This window comes from Rhodococcus sp. NPDC059179 (genome assembly GCF_042754885.1).
Taxonomy (GTDB): domain Bacteria; phylum Actinomycetota; class Actinomycetes; order Mycobacteriales; family Mycobacteriaceae; genus Rhodococcus_G.
On the sequence record NZ_JBHZBV010000014.1, the window covers coordinates 22,938 to 36,732 of the forward strand.

Annotated in this window: 12 protein-coding genes; 5 read left to right on the forward strand and 7 right to left on the reverse strand. The window is 69.5% G+C overall.

The window, feature by feature from the left end; all coding sequences use genetic code 11:
* The first annotated feature begins 125 nt into the window (after nucleotides 1–125).
* Nucleotides 126–1,199, forward strand: a complete 1,074-nt coding sequence (locus ACFXMV_RS20470) for a M23 family metallopeptidase (protein ID WP_378501101.1) — start codon at nucleotides 126–128, stop codon at nucleotides 1,197–1,199.
* Here ACFXMV_RS20470 and ACFXMV_RS20475 read toward each other — a convergent pair.
* From ACFXMV_RS20475 to ACFXMV_RS20490, 4 genes are read right to left on the reverse strand one after another with little or no spacing between them, the layout of a single operon-like run.
* Nucleotides 1,174–1,413, reverse strand: a complete 240-nt coding sequence (locus ACFXMV_RS20475; RefSeq protein ID WP_378501100.1) for a hypothetical protein — start codon at nucleotides 1,411–1,413, stop codon at nucleotides 1,174–1,176. The two genes, ACFXMV_RS20470 and ACFXMV_RS20475, sit on opposite strands and share 26 nt — an antisense overlap.
* A 45-nt stretch (nucleotides 1,414–1,458) precedes the next feature.
* Nucleotides 1,459–3,951 (reverse strand): ABC transporter permease, encoded by a 2,493-nt coding sequence (locus tag ACFXMV_RS20480; protein ID WP_378502104.1) that lies wholly within the window; start codon nucleotides 3,949–3,951, stop codon nucleotides 1,459–1,461.
* Nucleotides 3,948–4,685, reverse strand: a complete 738-nt coding sequence (locus ACFXMV_RS20485) for an ABC transporter ATP-binding protein (protein ID WP_378503499.1) — start codon at nucleotides 4,683–4,685, stop codon at nucleotides 3,948–3,950. Before ACFXMV_RS20485 ends, ACFXMV_RS20480 begins: the two co-directional genes overlap by 4 nt.
* Complete coding sequence (locus tag ACFXMV_RS20490) at nucleotides 4,682–5,101, reverse strand: hypothetical protein (RefSeq protein WP_378498753.1); 420 nt, start codon at nucleotides 5,099–5,101, stop codon at nucleotides 4,682–4,684. The genes ACFXMV_RS20485 and ACFXMV_RS20490 overlap by 4 nt, the downstream gene beginning before the upstream one ends.
* A gap of 183 nt (nucleotides 5,102–5,284) precedes the next feature.
* On the opposite strand from ACFXMV_RS20490, the gene ACFXMV_RS20495 reads away from it, so the two are divergent.
* Together ACFXMV_RS20495 and ACFXMV_RS20500 are read left to right on the forward strand one after the other, a co-directional pair.
* Nucleotides 5,285–6,478, forward strand: a complete 1,194-nt coding sequence (locus ACFXMV_RS20495; RefSeq protein ID WP_378498755.1) for a sensor histidine kinase — start codon at nucleotides 5,285–5,287, stop codon at nucleotides 6,476–6,478.
* Complete coding sequence (locus tag ACFXMV_RS20500; RefSeq protein ID WP_378498752.1) at nucleotides 6,475–7,152, forward strand: response regulator; 678 nt, start codon at nucleotides 6,475–6,477, stop codon at nucleotides 7,150–7,152. Before ACFXMV_RS20495 ends, ACFXMV_RS20500 begins: the two co-directional genes overlap by 4 nt.
* A 53-nt stretch (nucleotides 7,153–7,205) precedes the next feature.
* Here ACFXMV_RS20500 and ACFXMV_RS20505 read toward each other — a convergent pair whose 3' ends face one another.
* Nucleotides 7,206–9,698: a UvrD-helicase domain-containing protein gene (locus ACFXMV_RS20505; protein WP_378498751.1), complete on the reverse strand. Its 2,493-nt coding sequence runs from the start codon at nucleotides 9,696–9,698 to the stop codon at nucleotides 7,206–7,208.
* 127 nt (nucleotides 9,699–9,825) lie between these two features.
* Between ACFXMV_RS20505 and ACFXMV_RS20510 the strand changes: the two genes are divergently transcribed.
* Nucleotides 9,826–10,119 carry a chorismate mutase gene (locus ACFXMV_RS20510; protein WP_378498750.1) on the forward strand — a complete coding sequence of 98 codons (294 nt, stop codon included), beginning with the start codon at nucleotides 9,826–9,828 and terminating at the stop codon, nucleotides 10,117–10,119.
* Nucleotides 10,120–10,151: 32 nt separating this feature from the next.
* Nucleotides 10,152–11,045: a hypothetical protein gene (locus ACFXMV_RS20515; protein ID WP_378498749.1), complete on the forward strand. Its 894-nt coding sequence runs from the start codon at nucleotides 10,152–10,154 to the stop codon at nucleotides 11,043–11,045.
* A gap of 32 nt (nucleotides 11,046–11,077) precedes the next feature.
* On the opposite strand, the gene ACFXMV_RS20520 is transcribed toward ACFXMV_RS20515, so the two are convergent.
* Both ACFXMV_RS20520 and ACFXMV_RS20525 read right to left on the reverse strand, forming a co-directional pair.
* The gene (locus ACFXMV_RS20520) at nucleotides 11,078–12,028 is read right to left on the reverse strand and encodes an esterase/lipase family protein (protein ID WP_378498748.1); all 951 of its coding nucleotides are present in this window, start codon (nucleotides 12,026–12,028) and stop codon (nucleotides 11,078–11,080) included.
* A gap of 118 nt (nucleotides 12,029–12,146) precedes the next feature.
* The gene (locus ACFXMV_RS20525; RefSeq protein WP_378498747.1) at nucleotides 12,147–13,598 is read right to left on the reverse strand and encodes an NAD-dependent succinate-semialdehyde dehydrogenase; all 1,452 of its coding nucleotides are present in this window, start codon (nucleotides 13,596–13,598) and stop codon (nucleotides 12,147–12,149) included.
* Nucleotides 13,599–13,795: the final 197 nt, after the last annotated feature.

The window sequence follows — 13,795 nt, forward strand, 5'->3', positions numbered from 1 at the left end:
ATCACACTGTGATGCATCTCACATATCCAAAAGAGATGGCGCTAGGAGTTGCGGCCCTCGCAACCGTTTCGTTACCGTCGCTTCGGTCAAAGTCACAGACAGATCACGAACAGGAAGGCGGCAAGTTGTCCAGACATCGCGCACCCTTCCAGTCCGGCGCCTCCGTCCCGCAGCAGCCGGTCGACGAGGTCGCAACGACGGTCTATTCGATTCCCGCAGGTCACGCCGTAGAAACTCGCTACCGGACGCAGGTAGAACCCAGTAGACCGAGCTTCGACTACGCAGGCGACAACGCATCCACGCAGACATATTCGAATCGCATGCCGGATCGTTACATCGGGTCCGCAAGTCTCGGAGCCCCGCGCGCCACGACCTACCGTTCCACCTCGCTCGACCAGCCAGACACCTCCTTCGATCCGGATCTCGCAGCTCCCGCTCGCCGCGGTGGAGCGCACCGAATCCCCACTCCCCCCACCGCCCTCAAGGGCCGCGCCGCAGTCATCGCGGTCGCCGCAGGCGCAGTCGTCGCCGCGGGCCAGGCCGGCCTCGACAGCCCGAGCAGCACCGATACGGCCGAGCTCAACCTCGCGTCGGGCGACAGCGCATCGAGCACCGCCGCGACCGCAGAGCCGCAGGCCGCACAGTTCGCCGCCGACACCGCCACGGACCCGGCCTCACAGGCTCCGCAGGTCCTGAACATCGCGGCACCGACCGACCTCAGCCAGTTCTCGAACCTGCTCGCCAAGGGCCAGCGGTTCAGCGAGGAGCGCGCCGCCCGCGAGGCCGCCGCCCGCCGCCCCCTGTTCGCACTGCCCGCGGTCGGCTCGTTCACCTCGCACTACGGCGCCCGCTGGGGCACGCTGCATGCGGGCGTCGACATCGCGAACGCCATCGGCACCCCGATCTACGCGGTCGCCGACGGCGTCGTCATCGACTCCGGTCCGGCGCAGGGCTTCGGCATGTGGGTGCGCCTGCGGCACGCCGACGGCACCGTCACCGTCTACGGGCACATCGACTCGTCCAACGTCTCGATCGGCCAGCAGGTCATGGCAGGCGATCAGATCGCGCGGATGGGCAATCGCGGCTTCTCCACCGGCCCGCACCTGCACTTCGAGGTGCACCTGGGCGGCAATGACAAGATCGATCCGCTGCCCTGGCTGGCCACCCGCGGCATCAGCCTCGGCGTCGAGCGCGACTGAGACTGAACCGAACCTCACCGAACGGGCCGCTTCCCTTGGGAGGCGGCCCGTTTCTCGTCACGGTGACGGGCTGCCCGCGAACCACCCGCCCGCCACCGTCGAGCCTGCCTGCGCGGAGTACCACCACGTTGCCGTCGACCGTGAGCATGCGCAGCACCTCGCTGTCGGCTCCCGAGCGCCGCAGCCGCAGCGCCGCGTTCACGGCGGGTTGCATCCGGTCCGGCCCGTCGTTCGCGGGATTCAGAACCCGTGCCGCCGGTCAGTCGACACTCACCGCCTCGATGATGTTCAGCCGCGCCGCCCGCACGGCAGGCGGAATCGAACCCAACAGGCTCAATGCGATTGCGGCGGTTGCGAACACGATGAGCATCGGGCCGGCCCGGTAGGCCACATCGATACTGACCACGTTTGTCATGGCGATCGAGATCAGATACTGGTTCGCCGCCCCGAACGCGACGCCCAGCCCGCCACCGACGACGCCGATGGCGGCGGCCTCGGCGAGGACCGTCCGAAGCGCGAAGCGGCGACTGGACCCCATTGCCCGCAGCACACCCAGTTCTCGCCTGCGCTCGAGAACCGAGAGCATCAGGGTGTTCAGGAGGGCCACCGCCGCGACGAGGACGACGATCCAGGCCATGATTCCGATCAGCACGGTGGCGCCGCGCACCGAGGCGCTGACGGCCGTGACGCTCTCCTCACCGGAGAACACGCGGACACCGGCTGGCGCCGTCGCGCGAATGTCGGCTGCGACCTGATCGCGATCCACTCCTGGCGAGGTGGAAATGCCCAGGATGGTGGCGCCCGGCCGGTCGAACCAGTCCCGCATCCGGGGCAGGTCCATCGCAAGTACGCCGCCCAGCGCCGAGAAGAACGGGACCACCTGCAACACCTCGACGCGATGCACGCCGCTCGGTGTGGGCAGCTCCAATTGGTCGCCCGCCGACAGTCCCAGTGACCGAGCGACATCGCGGGACAGGACGACGCCCTCGCCTGCGAGCACTCGTTCGCGGACCCGCTGGGCCATGGCATTGGACGGGGGCCCGGCGCTCCCCGTCGTCAGCCCGGAGATCATCACCCTGGTGCCGCCGACCGTCGCATACGCCATCTGCCCTGGGACCACCTGAGCCACACCCGCGACCTCGGCGACCCTCGATTCCACGCCCTCCGGCAGCAGCGGCGAGGTGGGGAACACGCCCGGGTCTGTCGAGCTGACGAAGATGTCGATGTCGCCGAGCGAGGCGAAGCTCGCGGTGGCGGAATCGACCACGTTGGCATTGGATCCGGTGGTGGACACCGTCATCGAGACGCCGATCAGGACGGTCATCACGGTGGCCCACACCCGGCGCGGCGCGCGGTCGATCGTCGCCGCGGCCAGGGCGCCGGGCGCGCCGAACGTTCGAGCGGCCGCGGACGTCGCCCGGACGATTGCGGGGCCGAAGGCAAAACACAGCGCGATCTGGGCGGCCGACGCCAATGCGATCGCACCGACACCCAGGCGCCCGAGGTCGGCGGTCGCGACGGCGATCGCCGCGGCGAGCAACGCGGCACCGGCCAGACCCGCGAGCACGCGCACCTTCCTGCCGACCTCGTCCGCTCGCCCGGCGCCGATCGGTGCCAGTGCCTCGACCGGGGCCACCTTGTAGACCTGCCGCGACGCCAGCGCGGCCGCCGCGACGCAGGCGGCGACGCAGGCGGCGACAGCCACCGGAATCGCATAGCCGGGCAGCAGGTACTCGGTCCTCGCCTCGACGGACTGCACCAGTGCGGTCGGGAGCTGACCGATCGCAAGCCGGCCGACAAACACCCCGAGTATCCCGCCGATCGCACCCCCGACCAGTCCGAGCAGCGCCGCCTCGACGAGCACATCGCGCACGATGACCCGTCGGCGGCCGCCGATGGCCCGGAGCATCGAGATGACGGGGCGGCGCTGGGTGATCGCCATGCTCGTCGCGTTGTAGATCAGGAATGCCGCGACCACCAACGCCCCGGAGGCAGCGGACAGGGTCAGCGACCGCAGGAGTGCGATCCCCCCGCCCGCCTGCGCCGTCCGCAGGCTCGGATCGGCCACGATGGCCCGCCCTCCGACCACGTCGGCGACATCCGCGCGAACCTGGGAGACGTCCACATCCGGCGCCGCGACCACGAGAATGGAATCGATCTGCCCCTCGCGACCGGCGATGCGTTGCGCAAGCGGCAGCGGAGCCATCACGAAATGTCCCCCGTTGATCCGGTCCACGTCGTCGCCCTCGAGTACCGCGGCCACCGTGACCGACTCGGACCCCAGGTTCAGGGATTCGCCCCGAGTCAGCCCCATGCGTGCACCGATCGCGACACCGCCAGGAACGCTCACCAGCGATCCGAGCTGGGGTTGCACAGTGCGTTGCAGGTCGCTGCTCAACGCCGCGAGTCGCGCGTCCGCGCCCAACAGTGCGACGCGCTCGGACGGGGTGCCGAGGGGCATCCGGATCATCGGTACGGCTGCTTCGACACCGGGAACCTCGGCGACCTCCCCCACCAACCCCTGATCGAATCCGCTGTCCGTGATGCCGGAGACCTCCAGATCCGCATTGCCCCCGATGCTGGTCGCGAGCCGATCGGCCGAGCCGGTGACCGACCCCGAGATCCCGAAGACCGCGACCAACAGTGCCGCCGATACCGCCACGACCGCGAGCGACATCACCGTGCGGCCGGGGTGTGTTGCGAATTCGCGCAGGTTGAACAACCGCAGTCGCGAGGCCGCCGCACCGATCATCGGCTGACCCCGACCGGGACCGCTCTGACCGACTCGTCGGACGACACCCGGCCGTCACGCATGGTGATGATCCGGTCGGTCGCCTCGGCGGCGTCCAGGTTGTGGGTGACCATCACGACGGCTCGGCCGGTGCCCTGGTGTGCGACCTCGGACAGCAGGTCCATGACGGCGGCGCCGGTCTTGGAGTCAAGGTTGCCCGTCGGCTCGTCCGCGAGGATCAGCGGTGGGTTCATCATCAGTGCCCGCGCGACGGCGACCCGTTGCATCTGCCCGCCGGACAGCTCCGCGGGCCGGTGATCGGTGCGGTTCCCGAGCCCGACCATGTCGAGCAGGGCGAGCGCCTCTGGTTTCGCCTTGCTCATCCTGACCCCGTCGAGGAGTTTCGGGATCGCGACGTTCTCCCACGCCGACATGGTCGGCAGCAGATTGAAGAACTGGAAGATGAAGCCGACCTGATGGCGCCGAAACTCCGACTGTTGTTCGTCGCCCAGCGTCCCGATCTCGTTGCCGCCGAACCGGATCGAACCCGAGTCCGGGGAGTCCAGCGCGCCGAGCAGATGCAGGAGGGTGCTCTTGCCCGCGCCGGAAGGGCCGACGACCGAGGCGAACTCACCGCCGGTCAGCGCCAGGCTGATGCCGTCCAGGGCCCGGACCGCCTGCCCACCGACGTGATATTCGCGCACCACGTCGGTCAGCTCCATGACACTGCCGCGGGTATCGGTCCCATTCGTCATGAGCGAGCCCCTGCCGCCTTCGCAGCGACGATCGCGGGGTGGCCGATCCCCTCGCGGGCCGGTCGTCCGGTGACGTAGGAGTCGACGATCCGGCGCTCGTATCGTTGTTCGTGGCGCAGCGGCTGGGACGTGGCGGCACCCGCGTCGAGCAGTGCCCGCAGCGTCGGCTGCTCCGCGGCCAATTGACGCCACGCACCCTCGAACGGCGTGCCGTCCGCGCCCGCCTGATCCAGCTTGGCTGCGAGGTGGTTGCTCCACCGGTGCTGCAATGCCAGCAGGAGATTGTCGCGCGAACCGAAATGACGGACCGCGCCGGGAATTTCGTCGAACGGCAACGCCGAGTCCGGGTCGACGCGCGCTCGCGTCAACACCTCCTCGAGGACCGCCTGCCGGGCGTGGAAATCGTTCCAGGACATCTCGCCACCTCCACTTGAACCGTGCATGTGCACCGCTTGTCGGTGAAAAACGCTACGGATCCGCGCGGGCGGTTTCGCCGTGCCAGGGTCGCGTCTTCGTCTCCTACCGTGGGTGGAGAACTCCTCCGCTCCAAGGACGATGCCGACCGGGGGTAGTCCGCCTACCCTGGTGAGGTGCAGATCATGGAGTTCTGTCGTCGACGCATGGCGGCGAGCGAGTACGACTACCCGGTCGGTGTTGCGGTGTTCTCACACGTCTCCATCGTCGTGATCGCGGTGGTTGCCGTCGCGCAGCGCGACGCGTTCGTGCCACCCGACTGGGCCTTGCTGTTCGGACTGGTCGCGGTGGCGACGCCCCTCGCGGACATGGTCAGGCCGGGCGTGCTGCTTCCCCGCCCGCTCCTGGCGGTCACCGTCACCACGGCGACCGGGCTGCTGATACTGCAGCCGACCGCCCAACCCTTCGACGTCGCCCCGCTCATCCTGGTGTTGCTGGTCGGCGAGGTCGCCGCGACGTCCACGATGGCGGTCGGCCTCGCCACCCTGGCAGGCACGCTGACGGTGCTGTCGGCGATCGCCGCAACGGGCCGACTCGACGGCGCCCCTTGGTATCTCACCGCGTTGTTCGTGGGCTGGGTTATCGGGTGCCTGCTGCAGACGCAGTTGCGCCTGCTGCATCAGGAGCGGGCCTCCCGCTCCATCCAATCGGAGCAGGCGGCCACCCTCGAGCGTCAACGGATCGCCCGAGAGGTCCACGACGTCATCGCGCATTCGCTGAGCGTCACGCTGCTACACCTGACCGCGGCCCGTCGTGCACTCGAGCAGGACCGCGACATCGACGACGCCGTCGAGGCCCTCGTCGACGCGGAACGACTCGGCCGTCAGGCGATGGCCGACATCCGGCGCACCGTCGGGTTGCTCGGCTCCGAACCGTCGGGCACCCACCCCGAACCCGGGATAGCCGATGTGCCCAACCTGATCGACGACTTCCGTCGGGCAGGACTGCCGGTGGACTTCGAGATGCAGGGCGACCCCGCCGCGGTGACCGGCGCGACGGGCCTCGGTGTCTACCGGATCTCGCAGGAATCCCTGGCCAATGTCGCCAAGCACGCGCCCGGCACGAGCGCCGAGGTACGGCTCGCGATCGCGGCGGATTCGGTCACGCTTGCGATCCGCAACCCCATGCGCAATCCGGCGACGTCGCCGAACGGTTCGACCGGATCCGGCCTACGCGGCATGCGAGAACGCGCTGCATTGCTCGGTGGGGAGTTTCGGGCAGGCCCGGATGCGGGGGGATGGTCGGTACACGCCGACGTCCCACTCTCCAGCGAAGCCTGCCCGATTTCGTTCCTGCGTCGCCTCCCTGGACTGTCGTGACCGCCCCCGAGGTCAGGGTGCTGCTGGTCGACGACCAGGAACTGGTGCGCTCCGGGCTGCGCCGGATCCTGCGGCGCAAGGACGGCTTCGTGATCGTCGGCGAATGCGCCGACGGCTCAGAGGTACCCGAAGCGGTGGCGGCGCACGCCCCCGACGTCGTACTGATGGATCTGCGAATGAAGCGAATCGACGGGATCCAGGCAACCCGCGAACTCCAGTCGGGCGATCAGCCGCCGCCGGTGCTGGTACTCACCACCTTCGACGACGACGAACTGCTGTCCGGTTCGCTGCGCGCGGGTGCGGCCGGCTTCATCCTCAAGGACTCACCCGCGGAAGACCTGATCCGCGCCGTCCGGACGGTCGCGGAGGGCGGCGCGTGCCTCGATCCAGCGGTGACCGGGCGTGTTCTGACCACCTATCGAACAGCGGCACCGCCTACAGGCGACGGCGGTCGCGGCCTCGGGGAGCTGACCGCGCGCGAACTCGACGTGCTCGCACTGATCGGGCGCGGGCGCACCAACAGCGAGATCGGGCAGGACCTCGGCATCTCAGGAGTGACGGTGAAGAGCCACGTCGGGCACATATTCCTCAAGCTCGACCTGCGCGACCGCGCCGCCGCGATCGTCTACGCCTTCGACAACAAAATCGTCGCACCCGGACAGTCCACCCCGTGACCCGTGTTTCTCACTCCGTTGACGTCTCGTACGAAGGGGTTCGTTTCGTCTGGCTAGAGCTTGACCATAGGGACGCCGCCGATGAGCATCAGGCGCACCTTGCCTGCCGAGCCGAAGTCGACGGTGACCGTCGCCGTCGGTCCGCTGCCCTTGGTCTCCAGCACCGTGCCGAGGCCGTACTTGTCGTGACTGACGCGGTCACCGACGGCGAGCACCAGGTGGTTGTTGCGGGCCCGGGCCGCACCGAAACTCGGGGTGGCGTTGCTCTGCCCGCCTCCGAAACCGCCGCCTCCGCCGTAACCCTGACCGCCGCCGTACCCACCGCCGCCGTAGCCCTGACCGCCGCGGGGTCGGCCGCCGCCGATCGCACCGCCTGCGCCGGTGCCCGGGTCCTCCCGCCGCCAGTGCAGCAGGTCCGACGGGATCTCCTGCAGGAAGCGTGATTCCGGGTTGGTGATCGGCTGCCCCCACGCCGAGCGCATGACCGCGCGGGTGAGATACAGGCGGTGCCGGGCCCTGGTGATGCCGACGTAGGCCAGCCGTCGTTCCTCGGACAGCTCGGCCGGGTCCCCCAGCGCGCGCATGTGCGGGAACTGGCCGTCCTCCCAGCCGGTCACGAAGACAACCGGGAACTCGAGTCCCTTCGCGGTGTGCAGGGTCATCAGCGTCACCACGCCGTCACCGTTGTCGGGCAACTGGTCGGAGTCGGCCACCAGCGACACCCGCTCCAGGAACGCAGCGAGCGACCCCGGGTCCGGTTCGCCCTCGGTCGGGTCGAGGTCGTCGTCGGCCGCGGCCGCGATCGCGCCCTCGAGGCTCTCGTCGATCTCGGTTTCCACGCCCGCGGCATTGCGCGCATCGGAGCTGAATTCTTGTGCCACGCTGACCAACTCGTTGAGGTTGTCCAGTCGCGCGCCGTCCTGCGGATCGCTGCTCGCCTCGAGCTCGGCCCGGTAGCCGGTCCGGTCGAGCACGGCTTCGACCACCTCGCCGATGTCGATCAGCCCGGTGTCGTCGGGCTGCATCGTCTCGCGGATGCCGTCCATCATGTCCAGGAACGCGACGATCGCCTTCTGCGAGCGGGTGTTCAGCAGCGGCACCACGCCGTCCGCGGCGTCCCGAAGCGCCTTCGCGAAGCCGATCCCCCGCTGCTCCGAGTGCACGGCCACGCAGGCCTCGGCCCGGTCGCCGATGCCGCGACGCGGGGTGTTGAGAATCCGGCGCAGGCTGACGGTGTCGTCGGGGTTCTGCAGCACGCGCAGGTACGCGACCACGTCGCGAACTTCCTTGCGCTCGTAGAACCGGACGCCGCCGACCACCTTGTACGGCAGGCCCAGCCGGATGAAGATCTCCTCCAGCGCCCGGGACGAGTTGTTCGTGCGATAGAACACCGCGACCTCGCCGAACTTCGCGTCTCCCCCGTCGACGAGCTTGTCGATCTCGGAGGCGACGAAGTAGGCCTCGTCGTGCTCGTTGTCGGCGACGTACCCGGTGATCAGCTCGCCCTCGCCGGAATCGGTCCACAGCCGCTTCTCGCGCCTGCCGGTGTTTCGGGAGATCACCGCGTTCGCGGCCGACAGGATGTTCTGGGTGGACCGGTAGTTCTGCTCGAGAAGGATGGTCCGCGCGTCCGGGTAATCGCGTTCGAACTCCTCGATGTTGCGGATGGTGGCCCCGCGGAACGCGTAGATCGACTGGTCCGCGTCGCCGACCACGCACAGCTCCGCGGGCGGGACGAGCGCGGCGGCGTCGCCCGCGACCCCGCCGACCAGCTCGCGCACCAGCATGTACTGCGCATGGTTGGTGTCCTGGTACTCGTCGACCAGCACGTGCCGGAACCGGCGCCGGTAGTACTCGGCGACCTGCGGGAAGTTCTGCAGCAGGGCGACGGTCTCCCCGATCAGGTCGTCGAAGTCCATCGCGTTGGCCGCCCGCAGCCGCGACTGGTAGTGGCCGTACACCTTCGCGACCAGCCGGACCAGCTCGTTCGGATCCTTGTCGGCGTCGGCCGCGGCCCGCTCCGGGTCGATCAGCTCGTTCTTGAGGTTCGAGATGTGCGTGGCCAGCAGCCGCGCGGAGTACCGCTTCGCGTCGATCTCCAGGTCCTTCGAGATCATCGTGAGCAGCCGGCGCGAGTCGTCGGCGTCGTAGATGGTGAAGTTCGAGTTCAGTCCGGGCAGCAGCGCCGCCTGCATCCGCAGGATCCGCACGCAGCTCGAGTGAAACGTCGAGACCCACATGTTGTTGGCCCGCGGCCCGACGAGGTGCGCGACCCGCTCCCGCATCTCCGCGGCGGCCTTGTTGGTGAACGTGATCGCCAGGACCTGCCCGGGCGCGACGTCCCGCTCGGCGAGCAGATACGCGATCCGACGGGTCAGCACGGCGGTCTTCCCCGAGCCCGCGCCCGCCACGATCAGCAGCGGCGAACCGGCATGCACGACCGCCTCACGCTGCTGCGCATTGAGCCCCTCGAGGAGCGTCTCCGTGGAGGTGCGGCGCGGCGCCTCCGCAAAACGTGCGTGACCTGCTGCTGAGAATGTGTTCATCGTCTGTCAACGCTACCGCCGCGCACCGACAGCGACTCCCCCGGATCAGCCCGCGCCCCCGGCCGTGGTCAGCCCCTCACACCCGTGGCAAACTGTGATTCCTGATCTGACACGAGGAGTAATACACATGGGCGGCTCAGTTCCATCGGATGCCACCGACCCCGACCTCCCCACCAGCGAGGCCGAGATCGAGGAGCTTCGACTGGAGATCGACCGACTGGACGCCCAGATCCTCGCCGCGATCAAACGCCGCAGTGAGGTCTCCCAGATCATCGGCCGCACCCGGATGGCCTCCGGCGGTCCGCGCCTCGTGCACAGCCGTGAGATGAAGGTCCTCGAGCGTTTCAGCGACCTGGGCCAGGAAGGCCACACCCTGGCGATGCTGCTGCTGCGCCTCGGCCGCGGCCGACTCGGTCAGTAGTCCGCGGGGGCGATCCAGTGCGGCCGCGGATCGTGAGCGCAGCGGTCGCCGCCGTCGTAGCCGTGACGGCCGCGGGGCTGTGCGCCCCGGTCGCACACGCGGCCGATCGGATCGAGGGCACCTACCAGTCCCCCGGCATCCTCGCCGTGACCTGGGACGACGGCCGCGAAAACGGGTGCGAGGCCCCGCGACCGCAGCAACCAAGCGCCCAGACCGTCGTCTATCCGACCGACCCCGCGAGCGGGCCGCACCCCATCGTCGTGTGGGGCAACGGCACAGGCTTCGGCGCCGATTCGACGTGTTCCTACCGTGATGCGCTGGTGCACCTCGCATCCTGGGGATTCGTCGTGGTCGCCCCGAACAGCGGCGCGGTCGGGGACGGCTCCGCCCTGCTGGCGGCGGTAGACCACGTCGTCGAACTGAACGACGACCCGTCGAGTCCGCTGCACAACCGACTCGACACCGACCGGATAGCGGCCGTCGGGCACTCGCAAGGGGCTGGGGGCGCGGTCACCGCGGCCAGGTCGTCCGCGGGCCGCGTCGTCAGCGTCGTCGCCCTCGCGTTCGCGGATCCCACCCCGCTGTGGTGGTGGCCGGTGGGCCTGCCGGTGCCTACGGCCGCCGGACTCTCCGCCCCGATCTTCCTTGTCCGCGGGACGGACGACTGGCTGGCAACCGAGCGCGGCCAGCGCACCTACTTCGACCAGATTCCCGGGGCCGCGGCCAAGGCGGCGCTGGTGGGCGCCGACCACCTCGACCTCACCGGGGCGCTCGGATACGTCACGGCGTGGCTGCGGTACACGCTGGCAGGCGACCTCCTCGCCCGGCGCGCGTTCGTGGGGGACAGCGCCGGGCCACCCGAGTTGGCGACCAACATCGCGCCTGCCGGCCACTGGCGGGATGTCGCCCTCAAGCACCTGCCCTGACCGACGGGGCGCTCGCGGGCTACCGATCGCGGCTACCCGGTGACAGGCGGGACGAACTCGCAGACCACCGGACGCTGATGCGCCGGATCGAGCGCATTGAGGACGAAGCCCGCCGTCCGCGGGCTGCCCGCGATAGCCAGATGCTCGGAGAAATCGGCCGGGCAGCCGTCCTGCACCACGATGTTCACCGCGTTGGGCGCAGCCACCAGGCCGCTCGTGTACGGGTAGGCGATCTCGTCGAACACGGTTGCGATGTTCGTGTAACTGACGCCAGGGGCGTACACGCCGTCGGCGTTCAACTCCCGCATGAACGCCGAACCGCCGATCAGCTGCGAGCAGGCGAGGCAGACGCCACCCGACACCATCTCGTCCAGGACATCGGGCTCGACGCCCAGCTGCCGCCCGAGCCCTCGCCACAGGTCCATCTGGTCGCCCCACCCGCCCTGCCACGGCCCGGCGATCGACACGAACTTGTCCACCTTGCGCGCGCCGTCGAGCCGCTTGACGAAGTAGTTGCCGACGATGCTGCCCTGCGAGTGGCTGACCAGATCCACCCGCTCCGCCCCCGTCGCACCGCGCACGCGGTCGACGAAGGCGGCCAGCTGGCCGGCACTTTCGGGAATGGGTCGCATACCGCCCATCGCCGACAGCGGCGCAGGCACATCCAGTGCGCCGTAGTTGAGCGCATAGACGCAGTAGCCCGCGTTGGCGAGCGGCGGGACCATCGCCCCCCAGTTCGTCTGCGCACCGCCGCTGGTGCCGTGCACGAGCACCACCGGGTTCGGATGGGCCGCGGAGGGTTTGCAGGACCAGTCGTTGGAACCGGGCAGGGAACCACCGGGATTGGAGAGTTCGTGCGGGACGCCCGCAAAGAAGTTGTAGTCCACCGGCAACTCGGCCCGCGCGGTACCACCCGCCGCGGTCGCGAGGGCGGCGAGAACCACCGTCACCAGCATCGACCCCCGCGCGCGCCGATTCAGCATTCGTCGCATGATCCCCCCATTTCACGACATTTTCGCGACAGACTATCCGCCTTGGCGGCGCGCCGGAGGCCGTACCGGGGAGAAACTTGCGGCCAGGTTCACCGACCCAGGCGACGCCTCACTGCAGCGCGATGTACTTGGTCTCCAGGTACTCTTCGATGCCCTCGCTGCCGCCCTCGCGCCCGAACCCGGACGATTTGACGCCGCCGAACGGCGCGGCGGCGTCGGAGATCACGCCCCTGTTCACGCCGACCATCCCGGTCTCGAGGGACTCCGCGACCCGCAGTGCCCGGTCCAGGCTCTGCGTGTAGATGTAGGCCGCGAGGCCGTACTCGGTGTCGTTGGCCGCGGCGATGCCCTCCTCTTCGGTGTCGAAGCCGGCGATCGCGGCGACCGGACCGAACACCTCCTCGCGCAGGATGCGGGCGTGCGCAGGCACGTCAGCCAGCACCGTCGCCGGATAGAAATAACCCGGCCCACCCGGGGCCTGGCCGCCGAGTCGCAGCTGCGCCCCGGCCTCGACGGCGTCCCGGACCAGCTCGCTCACCTTCTCGAGCTGATTGGGGTTGATCAGCGGCCCGAGCTTGGAATCGGGATCGGTGCCGGGTCCGAGGGTCATCGACCGCATCCGCTCGGTCAGCTTGGCGCCGAACTCCTCGCGCACCGAGTTCTGCACGTGGAAGCGGTTCGCCGCGGTACAGGCCTCACCACCGTTGCGCAGCTTGGCCAACATCGCCCCCTCGACCGCGGCGTCCAGATCGGCGTCGTCGAACACCACGAAAGGCGCGTTGCCGCCGAGCTCCATCGAGGTGCGCAGCAGCCCCTTCGCGGACTGCTCGATCAGCTTGCGCCCGACCCCGGTCGACCCGGTGAAGGTGAGCTTTCGCAGCCGCGGGTCGTCGATCAGCGGTCCGGTCAGCGCGCCCGCGTTCGAGGTCGGCAGCACCGACAGCACGCCGTCGGGCAGCCCGGCGTCGGCGATGAGCTGTCCGAGCAGAAGCATGGTCAGCGGGGTCTCGGCGGCCGGCTTGACGATCATCGTGCAGCCGGCGGCGAGGGCGGGTCCGATCTTTCGGGTACCCATCGCCAGCGGAAAGTTCCACGGGGTGATCGCCAGACACGGCCCTACCGGGGCCTTGCCGACCAGGATCCGGCCGGTGCCTGCGGGCGCCTGCGTGTAGCGGCCCGCGATCCGCACCGCCTCCTCGCTGAACCAGCGGAAGAACTCGGCGCCGTACGCCACCTCGCCCCTGCTCTCGGCGAGCACCTTGCCCATCTCCAGCGTCATCAGCAGCGCGAAGTCGTCGGCGCGGGCGGTGATCGCCTCGAACACCGCCCGCAGGATCTCGCCGCGGGCGCGCGCCGGGGTGGCCGCCCACTCCCGCGCGGCGGCGGCCGCGGCGTCGAGCGCCAGCAGGCCGTCGGCCGGGCCGGCGTCCGCCACCTCAGCGAGGGGCTCCCCGGTCGCGGGGTTGACCACCGTGAACGTGGCACCGCTCGCGGCGTCCACCTGTTTGCCGCCGATCCAGAGTTTCGTGGGGATCGACTCGATCAGAGTTCGCTCGTCCATGGCCTCCATACTGCCCGCCCCCCGTGCGGAAAGGCAGGCCTCCGCCGACTGTGCACCTGGGGGCACCTCCCTGCACGAAGTGCTCGGGGGAACGTTGCATCGCCCGAGTGACGCGACGAAAGGTGCACTCTCGGCGGACCCGCCGGGAACTGTTGGACACAATCGATCAAGGAGCGTCGGCAGTGGGAAGGACCGAG

What these genes read in the sequence shown, in the direction of transcription:
- ACFXMV_RS20510 (WP_378498750.1), top strand. Translation starts at nt 9,826, where the DNA reads ATGGGCGGCTCAGTTCCATCGGATGCCACCGACCCCGACCTCCCCACC.
- ACFXMV_RS20520 (WP_378498748.1), bottom strand. Translation starts at nt 12,028, where the DNA reads ATGCTGAATCGGCGCGCGCGGGGGTCGATGCTGGTGACGGTGGTTCTC.
- ACFXMV_RS20495 (WP_378498755.1), top strand. Translation starts at nt 5,285, where the DNA reads ATGGAGTTCTGTCGTCGACGCATGGCGGCGAGCGAGTACGACTACCCG.
- ACFXMV_RS20475 (WP_378501100.1), bottom strand. Translation starts at nt 1,413, where the DNA reads ATGCAACCCGCCGTGAACGCGGCGCTGCGGCTGCGGCGCTCGGGAGCC.
- ACFXMV_RS20525 (WP_378498747.1), bottom strand. Translation starts at nt 13,598, where the DNA reads ATGGACGAGCGAACTCTGATCGAGTCGATCCCCACGAAACTCTGGATC.
- ACFXMV_RS20480 (WP_378502104.1), bottom strand. Translation starts at nt 3,951, where the DNA reads ATGATCGGTGCGGCGGCCTCGCGACTGCGGTTGTTCAACCTGCGCGAA.
- ACFXMV_RS20490 (WP_378498753.1), bottom strand. Translation starts at nt 5,101, where the DNA reads ATGTCCTGGAACGATTTCCACGCCCGGCAGGCGGTCCTCGAGGAGGTG.
- ACFXMV_RS20485 (WP_378503499.1), bottom strand. Translation starts at nt 4,685, where the DNA reads ATGACGAATGGGACCGATACCCGCGGCAGTGTCATGGAGCTGACCGAC.
- ACFXMV_RS20505 (WP_378498751.1), bottom strand. Translation starts at nt 9,698, where the DNA reads ATGAACACATTCTCAGCAGCAGGTCACGCACGTTTTGCGGAGGCGCCG.